We start from the raw sequence: 12,071 nt of genomic DNA on the forward strand, positions 1-12,071 counted from the left end.
GGCAGCAGAGACGCCGCGCGCGGGAATACTGACCCCATTTCGACCGTCGTGGCGCTGACGGTCGACGATCTCGCCGCGATCGAGATGGCGCTGCGGCAGATCCGGATCGTCGCCGAGCGTTATCCCGCGCACTTCAGCTGCGCGTCGATCGCCAAACGCAAATCGGCGGCTGATCGGGCACGAATTGGTCAGGGGAATCAGGGTCAATCTTCACGTCGCCTTAAGTTTGCGTTTCCTAGAATCGATTGACCGTCGCGCGCCCCGCGGCGGACCGATTCGCCCAAGAGGATGCGCATGAATCTTGCCCGTGTCGCCGTAGCCCTGTTCCTTGCCGTCATCGGCACACCGCCGCCAACCGCGCAAGCGCGGGAGGCCCGCCTATGATGTGGCCGAACGCGTGGCGTGTCTCGGCACTGTTCGTGCGCGAGTGGGTCGGCCGGCCGGCCGCGGTGGGCGCGTTGTGCCCGAGTTCGCGGCATCTGGCGCGCGAAATGGCCGACGCGGTGCCGGATGGAGACGGGCTGGTCGTCGAGCTCGGCGGCGGCACCGGCGCGATCACAGCGGCGCTGCTCGAGCGCGGTGTCGCGCCGCGGCGCCTCGTGGTGGTCGAACGCTCGCCGGCGTTCGTGCAGCATCTGCGGCGGCGCTTTCCCGGGATCTCGATCGTGTCGGGCGACGCGCGGCGGCTCGAACGGCTGTTGCCGCCGGGCGCCACGGTCGATGCGATCGTGTCGTGCCTGCCGCTGCGCACGCTGCCGCGCGAGGACGTGGCGGCGATCGTCGGTCAATGCCGTCGCGTGCTGTCCGCCGACGGCGTGATGATCCAGTTCACGTACGATTTGCGTCCGCCCGGCCGCCATCCGCTCGGCGACTCGGCGTTCGTTGCCAGCGGCAGCCGGATCGTCTGGGCAAATATTCCGCCTGCGCGCATCGTGACCGTACGCTGCGCTGCCGCCGAATACGCCGGCTGACCCGCCGCACGCGGGGCGCCCGGACGCAGCGCCCCGCCGCATTCTTTCATTCGCCATACTGATCCTTCCATCGTCCCTTCATCCTGCCGTCACATCCGGTTCCTACCATCGCCTTTCATTTCGAAAGCATCAACGGCGGGGAGAACCGGCAACATGAATCGAATCAAAATGGCGGCGCTGCTGTGTGCCGGCGCCTTTGCGCTGGCCGGATGCGGCAGCGACGACGGCCCGACCAGCTCGACCCCCGCCCCTGTGAAGACGGCGGCGCGCAACGTGATCTTTTTCCTCGGCGACGGGATGGGGATGACGACGCTGACGGCCGCACGCATCTACGGCGTCGGTGAAGACGGCGCGCTCACGATCGACACGCTGCCCGAATCGGCATTCGTGAAGACCTATTCGAACGATGCACAGGTGACGGACAGCGCGCCGTCGATGTCGGCGTACATGACCGGCGTCAAGACCAACAACGAAGTGATCTCGATGTCGCCCGACACGAAGGCGATCGAACCGAGCGCCGGCCTCACCGGCAACTGCGGCGCGAACAACGGCAAATCGGTGTCGACGCTGCTCGAGATCGCGAAGGCGAAAGGGATGGCGACCGGCGTCGTGACGACCACGCGCGTCACGCACGCGACGCCCGCCGCGACGTATGCGCACGTGTGCCACCGCGATGCCGAGAACGACATCGCCGCGCAGCTCGTGCCGGGCGGCGCGGGCTACAACGGCGCGCTGGGCGACGGCGTCGACGTCGTGCTCGGCGGCGGCACGCAGTTCTTCGTGCCGAAGGACGGCGGCGGCAAGCGCGCCGACGGCCGCAACCTGGTCAACGAACTGAAGGCGAAAGGCTATGCGTTCGCGCAGAACCGCGACGACCTGCTGGCCGTCGATGCGACGAAGAGCGGGAAGCTGGTCGGCCTGTTCGCGTCGAGCCACATGAGCTACGACCTCGATCGCGGCGCGACGAAGGAGCCGAGCCTCGCCGACATGGCGACGCGCGCGCTCGACGTGCTGCAGAACAACCCGAACGGCTATTTCCTGATGGTCGAGGGCGGCCGGATCGATCACGCGCTGCACGACACCAATGCGAAGCGCGCGCTGCAGGACACGATCGCGTTCGACAACGCGATCAAGGCGACGCTCGACAAGGTCCGCAAGACCGATCCCGACCTGACGAACACGCTGATCGTCGTCACGGCCGACCACGATCACACGCTGGTGCTCAACGGCTATGCGGCGCGCACCGGCAAGACTGAAGCAGGCAAGCCCGGCGTGCTGGGCGTGCTGCGCAGCTACCAGACGGGCGCGATCGCGAAGGACGCGGACGGCGCGCCATACACGATCATCGGCTTCGGCAACGGCGAAAACCGCGTGCAGGGCAGCCGCGCGGGCACCGCGCTGACCGATGCGGTGACGGGCGCCGACGACTATCGCCAGGAGGCTGTCGTGCGGATGGACAAGGGCAACGAGACGCATGGCGGCACCGACGTGTTCCTCGGTGCGATCGGTCGCGGCGCGGATGCGTTCCATGGCGTGATCGAGAACAACAAGGTCTTCGAGCTGGTGCGCAACGCGGTGCAGCTTTGAGCGCCGACAACACGGGTACAGGGGAATACAGGATGTCGACCATCAAGTGCATCGCGGCGGCGCTGGCCGTCGCGGGTTTCGCGTGCGGCGCGGCGCAGGCCGCCGGCCAGGCGAAGAACGTGATCTTCTTTCTCGGCGACGGCATGGGGCCGACGACCGTCACCGCGAGCCGGATCTACAAGGTCGGCGAGTCGGGGCAACTGACGATGGAGAAGCTGGCCCGCACCGCGCGCGTCAAGACCTTCTCGAACGACGCTCAGACGACCGACAGCGCGCCGTCGATGGCCGCGTACATGACCGGCGTGAAGATGAACAACGAAGTGCTGTCGATGTCGTCCGATACGCGCGCGGTCGCGCCGGGCAGCGACGTCAACGGCAACAAGACCGTCAACAACTGCGCGCCGGGCAACGGCCAGCCGGTCGCGACGCTGCTGGAGCTGGCGAAGTCGCGCGGCAAGGCGGTCGGTGCAATCACGACGACCGAGCTCACGCACGCGACGCCGGCCGCGACCTATTCGCACATCTGCCATCGCGACGCGCAGTACGACATCGCCGCGCAGGCCGCGCCGGGCGGTGCCGGCTACAACGCGGCGCTCGGCGACGGCGTCGACGTGCTGATGGGCGGCGGCCGCAACCACTGGACGCCGTTCGATCCGGTGTCGAACAAGCGGGGCCGCGCGGACGGACGCAACCTGCTCGACGAGATGAAGGCGAAGGGCTACACGGTCGTCGCGACGAAGGACCAGCTCGCGCAGGCCGGCAACGGCAAGCTGGTGGGCCTCTTCAGCTCGACGAGCCATCTCGAATACGAACTCGACCGCGTCGCGGGCAAGGGCGAAGGACCGACGCAGCCGAGCCTGGCCGACATGACGTCGAAGGCGATCGACGTGCTATCGAAGCATTCGAACGGCTATTTCCTGATGGTCGAGGGCGGCCGGATCGATCACGCGCTGCACGGCACCAACGCGAAGCGCGCGCTGGAGGACACGGCGGCGTTCGACGAAGCGATCCGCGTCGCGCTATCGAAGGTCGACCTGTCGAATACGCTCATCGTCGTGACGGCCGACCACGACCACACGATGACGATCAACGGCTATTCGAAGCGCGGCAACCCGATTCTCGACATCAGCCGCAACTATCGCGACGGCCAGCCGAGCAAGGATGCCGACGGCAATACCTACACGACGCTGGTGTTCGGCAACGGCGCGAACCGGCCGAACGTGCGCGCGTCGATCGATTCGGCCACCGCGATGAACGAGGCGTACCTGCAGGAAGTCGGTGTGCGGATGGGCAGCGCCGGTTCGGAGACGCACGGCGGCGGCGACGTGATGCTGTTCGCCGACGGCGCGGATGCGAAGGCGTTCAAGGGCACGATCGACAACACGAAGGTGTTCGGCCTCGTGCGCTCGGCGTTCGGTTTCTGAGCCCGGAGGTTTCAGGATGAACGGGAACGCGCGATGAAACGTCAGCTTCTCTGTGTGCTCGCGTGCGGGTCGGTTGCCCTGCCGGCTTTTGCCGCGGCCGATCTCGACGCCGTGCTGCAGCACGACAGCCGCACGGTCACGGCCGACGGCGTGACGCGCACGACGTCGTACCGCGAACGGATGGTGCGGCGCGATGGCCACGTGTGGGTCGAACGCGTGCTGCCCGTCGCGGCGGCCGGTGGCGAGCATGGCGACGATCACGGCCATGACCATGACCACGACGCGGGCCGGCGCACCGGCGTGCAGCCGGCTGCCGCTCACGCCGGTCACAAGCACTTCAACTTCCAGGCCGCCGCGCGGCACGTCACGTACGACGGCAAGTCGGCTCGCATCGAGTACGTGGACGTGGCCAACCGGACGGTCGTCGGCGTGCCGCCGGCCGAGTACGAAACCACGGGCTTCGACGGCTCGTGGGACAACGCGTACTACGTGACGCCGCCGTCGCAGTTGAAGCGGCTCGCGGTCGCGAAGCGCGGTGATGCGCCCGGCACCGTCTGGTACGAGCAGGCCGTCGATACGCCCGGTGCGCGCGGCGTGAATCGGATTCTGTGGAGCGAGCGGTGGCAGGCGCCGCTGTCGGTCGAATACCGCAGCGCGGACGGGCGGGTCACGCGCAAGCTGACGTTGACGCCGGCGCCGGCCGCGCGGCGGGATACGTTGCCGTGGCGGACGCTCGCCGGCTATTCGCGCAAGGAATACGCGGACTATCTGGATTGATCGACACGTCGCACGCGGCGCTCGTGGTCAGGCCGGCCGGTATCGCGTTGGCCATACGGCCGAGCGTTGGCCGCTTTCTTCCTGGTTCACCGCCGCACGCGGAAAACTAGACGCGCGCGCTATCGGTCACCCGCGCCGCCGGCCGCGACGCGATGCGCTTGATGAAGCGGTCGAGCGGCGTCGCATAGCCGCGCGCGATGATCGCACTTGCTCCTGCCGACAGCGCCAGATACGCGACGAGCAACGCCAGCTTGCCGTCGCCCTGCGTGGACGACGGCGGCCAGAACGTGCGCAGCGCGCCGAGTACGATCAAATGGAACAGATACAGCTCGTAGCTGAGCCGGCCGCTCCAGCGCAGCGGCGCGAGCACGCGGCCGTGAGCGGGTGCGTGTTCGGCGTGCGCGCCGATCAGCAGCACGGCCGTGCCGAGCGCCATTGCCGAGACGCCCAACACATGGCTTTGCGCGATCGGCCACGCGAGATAGAGCGCGGTCATCAGTGCCGCGACCAGCCATTGCACGGGCGCGGCCGCGAGCAACTGCCAGCGCGCGCGTTCGGCGAGCAGCGCGGTGCAGCAGCCGATCGCGATACCGTCGAAGCAGGCGAAGTACGCGTACAGGAAGCCGCCTTCGTCGCCCGGATGCGTGTAGCGGTACACGGGACCGATCGCCGCAATCAGCAGCCAGAACGCGAACAGCCGCGTGTCGCGGCGCAGTGCGATGCACAGCAGCGGGAACGACAGGTAGAACACCTCTTCGACCGACAACGACCACAGAACGCCGAGCGCGTAGTTGACCCATCCGTACGCGCCGATCAGCACGTTCATCCAGAACGTGAGCGACGCCAGATTCACGAGCCAGTACGATACGGCGATGCCCTGCGGCGCATGGTTCGTGAAGATCGGCACGCCGGCCGCCGCGAGGCCGTTGACGAGCGCGAGCAGCAGAAGCAGGCACGGGACGATCCGCGCAATGCGCGACACGTAGAACGCGCGCACGTCGAGCGCGCCGAGGCTGCCCCAGCGGCGGCGCGCGTTCGACGTGATCAGGTAGCCCGAGATCGCGAAGAACATCGTCACGCCGTAGTTGCCGTTGCGCACGATCGCATGGATCGTGTCCCAGCCGAGCACGCGCGCGAGCGCGGTGTCGCGCAGCGGATACGCGATGTTGAAGTGATGCAGCAGGACGAGCAGGATCGAGACGCCGCGCAGCAGGTCGATGCGGGCGTTGCGGGGAGCGGCGCTCATTGCGGCGGGGCAGCGGCGGCGAGCGTCGGCAGCGCCGCGAGGAACGTGTCGCGCGAGCGCAGGCCGGCATTGGGCGTTTGCCGCTCGTCGTCCTGGATCAGGTTCGCGAACACCAGCGTGCGCGGCCCCTTCGTCGCCCAGCCGACGAACCAGCCGTACGCGTGTGCCGCGTCGTACTGGATGCCCGGCGAGCCGGTGCCGGTCTTGCCGTGCACCGTCCAGCCGCCCGGTTGCGTGTCGAGCAGCGTGATGCGCGCGGTCATGTCATATGCGTGCGCGCTGACGGGCAGCGTCCGCTGGACGATCTTGCGCATGAACGCGACCTGCTCGAGCGGCGAGATCCGTAGCGACGAATTGACCCACGCGCCCATCATGCCGGGGAGTTCGCCCGCTTTGCTGGTGACGTCGGCGTTGCCGTAGCCGAACGCGCTCGTGTACTGCTGGAAGCGTGCCTGCCCGAGCGCCTGCGTGATCTGCTCCGAATACCAGAAGATCGACAGCCTCATCCAGCGCGCCGGATCGGTCGGTTCGCGCCACGGCGCGCCGCCCCAGTCGGGGTAGCCGGCGTGGAACTCGAGCGTGGGCGTGTGTTCGTCCTTCAGCACGCCGGCGTCGAAGCCCATCAGGCCGATGGCGACCTTGAACGTCGATGCCGGCGTGACGCGGGTCGTGCAGTCGCCCTGCTGCACGAGCACCTTGCCGGTAGCGGCGTCGGCGACGACGGTGCAGACGGGGTGCGCGTGAGAGGACGTGGCGGCCAGGAGGCCGGCGAAGGCGAACAGCGCGTAATGCCAGTGCTTCAAGTGCAATTCCTTTGAAAGCGTGCGGAAGATGCGCGGGGCGGACGGAAAGCGGGAAGCCGTGCGCAAGCGAAGCGGCGGCCGGCATCGGTGAGGGCGATCGCGGCCGTCGGGATGGCTCACAGTGTATCGACGGATCGCCGGCTGTCGACCTGTCATGGTTGACGGGGCGCGTGCGCGCCCTGCACCGTTACGGCTGCGGCTGCGGCTGCGGCTGCGGCTGCGGGCAGGCCGGCGGTGAGGCAGTGATAGGGGCCGCCCGTGACTGCGCGGCGTTACAGATCCGGATCCAACCCGAAGTGCAGGAGCGTTTCCCGGCGACAACGCGCTTCGGCGTCGGCTATCGAGATGACGCTCAGCGTGCTCTTCGATCGGTCGATCGGCCCCACGTCGAAGACTTTTCGTTGCGGCGGTGCAGCCGAGCGGCGGAGCAGCCGTGTATCGGGCGCGACGGTAGCCGTATTTGAAGCAGGCGTGTGCGCATCACGACGTTCTTGCGTGATGAGCTCGTCAATGAGCTGCTTGAACTGCGAGAAGCGAATGGGACGATTGGCGTTCGGCGCGCGACTGCGTCCGGCCGGGGGCTTCTTGATCCGGAACCCGGCAATTGGACGGTGTTTCTGAGTCATCCGTATATCCCTTTTTCGATCAAGTATCGTTGCAGTGCTCGCACCGACGCGCCATGACGCGCAACGTTGAACGTCATCACGCGATGCGATCCGGCCACCCGCCAGAAGTCTCGTCCGGATCGAGTCGCGTAAAGCGCACGCAGAGACCGGAGCGATCCGTCGGCCAACCCGACCGGATAGCCCTGAAAGTACTGGAACAGTGCGGCCTCGTCGCCATGCAGGCCGGGAATGGGCGCATCGAAACCAAACCGCGGCCATGCGTAGTATCCGCAGAGACGAGGGCCGCCGGGTACAGGTGGCGCTTTACGGCCGCCTATTGCGAATGCGCTGATCCGCGCGATCTTCAACCTATCACACGCCCTGACGATCCGCCACAGCATTGCCGCACCGAGCCCGGCGACAGCGTTATCGGCGAGATCGACGGTCCCGAGTTCGAGTACGGACGCGTCTTCGGTTTGAAGCACGGATACGCGGTTCTCCGATCGGATCAGTCCCGGATGCGTCACGGAGAATGTCAGTCGACTCGCACAATCGAGATACACCTGAATGTCCGACCCGGCAGGCGCGCCACACAGCGAAACCAGCAGTTCGTCCGAGACGTCGCCGTCTGCGCCGAGGCACGCGGCGATATCCAGATCGTTTCGATCGACCGTCAGGCGATCGTCGAAGTACGTCATCTCGTATGGCAGGACGTGACTGAGATCGACATGCTGGACGGTCATGGTTGCGGGCGACGAGTGGAAAGCGCCCAGCATATCGCCGCGAACCCGGCGGGCCGAGTCCGCCAAACGGCTAATCGGGCGTCGAGGTGATTGCCCCGACGCCACAAGCGACGTACGGGGCGCGATCCCGGCGCTCATGCCGTTTTTTGCACGGCCGCCCCGTTTTTTTGCACGGCGTTTATACCGCCTCTTCTAAGCTGGGGACGTGCCGAACAGCCGAGACGGCTTCCGTCCGCGCCATGACCTTCATTCATCCCTTTCCCGCGTTCGATGTCGCCCGCCGGCGGTGGCGTGCCGGCGCACCCGGCAACGTCGGGCCGTTCCCGGCGCCGCGCCCGCGCCTGCAATTGCCTGTCACGCTGACGGCCGACTCCGTCGCGGCGGCGCACGCCCGGCTTGCCGCGCTGCTGCATTCCCCGCTCGGTGTGTATGTCGTCAGCGCACGCGCCGTGCGCAACGTGATCCACGTGCATTTCGACATCGCCCCGGAGGATCTGGATTTCACGCTGCACACGCTGATCGCGCAGCAAGTCGACGCGGTGATCGGGCCGATCGCGCGCCGATTGTGCGTTCCGGCTGGCGCCCGCTGAGCCGGGAACGGTCATTGCTCAGCTAATCCGCCGCCGATTCGCGGGCCGTGCTGTCCGCCGGCCGCTGACGGTGGCCGTTTGTGCGCTGCGTCGAACGCGGCGCTACCCCTGAACAGGGAGGGCCTATGTACCTTACGGAAGAAGTGCGTATCGCGCGTCCGGTTGCCCGTCGCGCGCATACCGCGGCGTTGCCGTCGGGCAGGCAGCTTGCCCGGCAGTTGATGGTGACGGTTCGCACGGCGGACGTGCTGCTGCGCCAGGCGATTCGCGTGCCCGATCGCCATCAGTGGCTGGTCGACGCCGAACGCGTCGACGCGGCCGGCGGGCCGCTCACCGCGTGGGATTCTCACGTGACGTTCCGCATCGTCAAGGCATTCGCACCGGCGTTCGATGCGGATGCGTGTGCGGCCGACCCCGATCAAGCGGCGGTCGAGATCCGCCTGTTTCTTCCCGAACAGGCTTATGTCGCCGAGCGGCGCATCGGCATCTTCGGCCGGCGGCATGGCCAGCGGTTCAGCGCGACGCTGTCGGTCACGGCCGGTTCGCACTGGGGCGGCCGGCGCAACGAGCACGTTCCGCCGGCAGGGCGCCACGTGCACGGCGACACGCTGGAGGCGCTCGTCGACACGGTGGCCGGCATCGTCAACGCGGCGTTGCGCGTGGCCGGGCATGGCGCGACCGATCACGGCTGACGCGGCGGCGCGCGGCCGCCGGCGGGCTCACGCGTCGCCGGTCTGCCCGGTCTGCCGTTGCAGGTCTTCCATCAATTGTTCCGCGAGGAAGTCGCACGGCGGCCGTTTCGACTTGGTGCTGCGCGCAAGGATCAGCTCGAGCGGCGGCAGGTCGGGCAGCCCGTGCGAGCGGCCGAGCATCGACAGTTGCGCGGGAATCGCGCAGCGGGCAAGCGGCGCGACCGCGAGGCCGGCCTCGACCATGCTGAGCAACCCGAGCAGGCTCGGGCTTTCATACGAGGTGCGGTACGGCACTTTCGCGCGTTCGAGGCTGCGGATCGCGTTCTCGCGCGCGACGCTGCCCGGCATGAACACCGCGATCGGCAGCGGCCGTTCCTCCCAGACGCGCGGCCCGTTCGTCATCGCGGCCCACGCCATCGGCTCGTGGCGGATGAAGTCGCCCGACAGCCCCTTGATGCGCGTCCCGCACACGAGATCGACGGTGCCCTCCTTGATCAGCGGCGCGAGCGCGCTGCTCGGCAGCCCCATCACCTGGATCTCGACCTTCGGGTAGGTCGCGGAGAATTTCTTCAGCACCGACGGCAGCAGCGACGACGCATAGTCGTCCGGCACGCCGATCACGACCTTGCCGGTCACTTCCGGCCGTACCACGGCCGCCCATGCCTCGTCACGCAGCGCCAGCATTCGTCGGGCGAATCCCAGCAGCACCTCGCCTTCCCGCGTCAGCACGATGCTGCGCGGCTTGCGCACGAACAACGGCCGGCCGATCGCGTCCTCCAGGCTCTTGATCTGCATGCTCACGGCCGACTGCGAGCGGTTCACGGCCTCGGCCGCGCGGGTCATGTTGCCGGTTTCCGCGACGGCGACGACGGTGGCCAGCACGTCGTGATCGAGCATCTTCATAGGTATCAGGAAAACTGGACGTAACGATCAGCATTATGCGTTTTTATTGTTGCTGTGTGTCTGCCATAGTGCGATCACGCTGGCGTTTCGCCCGAGGGTGGCGCGGCGGTCGGGCCGCGCCAATCCGGCGTGCGGGACTGAACAGGGAAGCGTGGTGAATCGATGATGGACCATCCGTTGCGCGCCGCACTGGCCGCGGAATTGCATGCGCGGCCGTTCCTGCGGCTCGCCGAAGCCGTGTCGCTCACGCATTACGCGATCTATGCGGACGGCCAGCCCGACATCCACGAAACGCTGCTGCACGCGCTGTGCCGCGATACCGGCATCGACGTGCCGTACGAAGGCGCGACGCACTACGCGGCGCAGTCGCCGTGCGGCTGGCACCTGAAGTGGGAGCGCCACACCGAATTCTCGACCTTCACGTTCGTCGCGCCGCGTCGCGACACCGGCTATTTCGACGATCTCGCGATCGACGGCATTCCGGCCGCGTGGTTCGCGCGGCTGGCCGGTATCCGCTTCGTCGCGGTGCGGATGGAACTGCTGTCCGGCGACGCCGCGCGGCGCGTATGCGGCGACCTGCGGCGCTGGATCGACGGGCCCGCGCTCGTCGGCAGCCGCGTGCTCGGCGGCGGCAAGGTGTTCTGCGACTGGCACGTGCGCGACGACGGCTTCATGCGCTTTCTCGTGGTCGACGAGGATTTCCGCGAGGAGCAGGGCGGCCGGCTGTTGCAGCGTCTGTATGAAATCGAAACGTACCGGATGATGGCGCTGCTGGCACTCCCCGTCGCGCGCCGGATGAGCCGCGAGCTCGACGAGATCCATGCGGCGCTGCACGCGCTGATGCAGCGGATGGATGCGAGCGGCGCAGACGGCGACGATGCGGCGTTGCTCGTCAAGCTCACGCATCTCGCGGTGCGGGTCGAATCGTTGTCGGGATCGGGGGCGCGCTTCAGCGCGTCGCGCGCGTACGAAAAGCTCGTGCTGGCGCGCATCCACGAGCTGCGCGAGGAGCGTATCGAAGGGATGCCGACGATCGCCGAATTCATGGAGCGGCGCTTCGCGCCGGCGATGGAAACGTGCCGCAGCGTATGGGCGCGTCACGAACAGATCGCCGCACGGATCGCCCGGGCGGTCGACCTGCTGCGCACTCGCGTGAATCTCGCGCAGGAAAAGGACGTGACGCGTCTGCTGGCCGGCATGGAGCGCACCGCGCGCAACCAGCTGCATTTGCAGCACGCGGTCGAAGGGCTGTCGGTGGCCGCCATTTCGTACTACGTGCTGTCGCTCGCGACGGCGGCATTCAAGGCGCTGCACGTGATGAACCTGCCGGTCGATCCCGAACTGGCGGAAGGGCTGCTGATCGCGCCGGTCGTGTTCGCGGTGATCCACATCACGCGGCGCACGCGTGCGCAGCTTGCGCGGTCGGAGGCGGTGCATGACGCTGCACCGGCCCATCCGGCGGCGTTGAAGCAGGCCAGCTAGAACATCAACGACCTGTCAAGGCAAAGGAGTGGAGATGACTTTTTCGCAGAATCAAGCGGGTTTTTACAGCGGTTTCGATGCCGCGTTCGATGAGCCGGTGCCGGATGATGCCGGTGTGCCGGAAGCGGTGCGCGTGACGTCGTATCAGGCAGTGCTGCAGGAGCCGATGACGTCGCTCGTTGGCAGCACCATCGATCGTCCGGAGGTCGCGGCGGTGGCGATTCTCGGGTACAACTGACGCACGTTCC

Annotated in this window: 14 protein-coding genes; 9 read left to right on the plus strand and 5 right to left on the minus strand. The window is 67.5% G+C overall.

Annotated features, from left to right (window positions below):
* Positions 1–48 precede the first annotated feature (48 nt).
* From HWX07_RS15105 to HWX07_RS15125, 5 genes are all read left to right on the plus strand, one after another.
* Positions 49–249, plus strand: a complete 201-nt coding sequence (locus HWX07_RS15105) for a hypothetical protein (RefSeq protein WP_175876581.1) — start codon at positions 49–51, stop codon at positions 247–249.
* Positions 250–380: 131 nt separating this feature from the next.
* The gene (locus HWX07_RS15110) at positions 381–971 is read left to right on the plus strand and encodes a methyltransferase domain-containing protein (RefSeq protein ID WP_174433687.1); all 591 of its coding nucleotides are present in this window, start codon (positions 381–383) and stop codon (positions 969–971) included.
* Between the two features lie 153 nt (positions 972–1,124).
* Positions 1,125–2,558: an alkaline phosphatase gene (locus HWX07_RS15115; RefSeq protein WP_175876753.1), complete on the plus strand. Its 1,434-nt coding sequence runs from the start codon at positions 1,125–1,127 to the stop codon at positions 2,556–2,558.
* A gap of 32 nt (positions 2,559–2,590) precedes the next feature.
* Entirely contained in the window at positions 2,591–3,982 is a 1,392-nt protein-coding gene (locus tag HWX07_RS15120; RefSeq protein WP_174433689.1) for an alkaline phosphatase, read from the plus strand.
* Positions 3,983–4,015: 33 nt separating this feature from the next.
* Positions 4,016–4,759: a hypothetical protein gene (locus tag HWX07_RS15125; protein WP_174433690.1), complete on the plus strand. Its 744-nt coding sequence runs from the start codon at positions 4,016–4,018 to the stop codon at positions 4,757–4,759.
* A gap of 106 nt (positions 4,760–4,865) precedes the next feature.
* Here HWX07_RS15125 and HWX07_RS15130 read toward each other — a convergent pair whose 3' ends face one another.
* The 4 genes from HWX07_RS15130 to HWX07_RS15145 all read right to left on the minus strand — a co-directional run bounded on the left by HWX07_RS15130 (position 4,866) and on the right by HWX07_RS15145 (position 8,156).
* Positions 4,866–6,005 carry an acyltransferase gene (locus HWX07_RS15130; RefSeq protein ID WP_175876754.1) on the minus strand — a complete coding sequence of 380 codons (1,140 nt, stop codon included), beginning with the start codon at positions 6,003–6,005 and terminating at the stop codon, positions 4,866–4,868.
* Positions 6,002–6,808 carry an OXA-1043 family class D beta-lactamase gene (blaOXA, locus tag HWX07_RS15135; protein ID WP_175876755.1) on the minus strand — a complete coding sequence of 269 codons (807 nt, stop codon included), beginning with the start codon at positions 6,806–6,808 and terminating at the stop codon, positions 6,002–6,004. The genes HWX07_RS15130 and blaOXA overlap by 4 nt, the downstream gene beginning before the upstream one ends.
* 272 nt (positions 6,809–7,080) lie before the next feature.
* Positions 7,081–7,434 carry a hypothetical protein gene (locus tag HWX07_RS15140; RefSeq protein WP_174433693.1) on the minus strand — a complete coding sequence of 118 codons (354 nt, stop codon included), beginning with the start codon at positions 7,432–7,434 and terminating at the stop codon, positions 7,081–7,083.
* Positions 7,431–8,156, minus strand: a complete 726-nt coding sequence (locus HWX07_RS15145) for a hypothetical protein (RefSeq protein WP_175876756.1) — start codon at positions 8,154–8,156, stop codon at positions 7,431–7,433. Before HWX07_RS15145 ends, HWX07_RS15140 begins: the two co-directional genes overlap by 4 nt.
* Positions 8,157–8,395: 239 nt before the next feature.
* Here HWX07_RS15145 and HWX07_RS15150 point away from each other — a divergent pair, with 239 nt between their 5' ends.
* Together HWX07_RS15150 and HWX07_RS15155 are read left to right on the plus strand one after the other, a co-directional pair.
* Positions 8,396–8,746 (plus strand): hypothetical protein, encoded by a 351-nt coding sequence (locus HWX07_RS15150; protein ID WP_175877109.1) that lies wholly within the window; start codon positions 8,396–8,398, stop codon positions 8,744–8,746.
* 125 nt (positions 8,747–8,871) lie between these two features.
* A complete protein-coding gene (locus HWX07_RS15155; RefSeq protein WP_175876757.1) occupies positions 8,872–9,438 on the plus strand; it encodes a hypothetical protein in 567 nt (188 codons plus the stop codon).
* Between the two features lie 27 nt (positions 9,439–9,465).
* Here the strand turns inward: HWX07_RS15155 and HWX07_RS15160 are convergent, their stop codons facing one another.
* Complete coding sequence (locus tag HWX07_RS15160; RefSeq protein ID WP_006485479.1) at positions 9,466–10,341, minus strand: LysR family transcriptional regulator; 876 nt, start codon at positions 10,339–10,341, stop codon at positions 9,466–9,468.
* Positions 10,342–10,503: 162 nt separating this feature from the next.
* Here HWX07_RS15160 and HWX07_RS15165 point away from each other — a divergent pair, with 162 nt between their 5' ends.
* Both HWX07_RS15165 and HWX07_RS15170 read left to right on the plus strand, forming a co-directional pair.
* The gene (locus HWX07_RS15165; protein ID WP_175876758.1) at positions 10,504–11,823 is read left to right on the plus strand and encodes a DUF3422 domain-containing protein; all 1,320 of its coding nucleotides are present in this window, start codon (positions 10,504–10,506) and stop codon (positions 11,821–11,823) included.
* Between the two features lie 34 nt (positions 11,824–11,857).
* Entirely contained in the window at positions 11,858–12,061 is a 204-nt protein-coding gene (locus HWX07_RS15170) for a hypothetical protein (protein ID WP_124464760.1), read from the plus strand.
* Positions 12,062–12,071: the final 10 nt, after the last annotated feature.

Origin of the sequence: Burkholderia sp. BCC0097 (genome assembly GCF_902832985.1) — a bacterium.
Classification (GTDB): domain Bacteria; phylum Pseudomonadota; class Gammaproteobacteria; order Burkholderiales; family Burkholderiaceae; genus Burkholderia; species Burkholderia orbicola.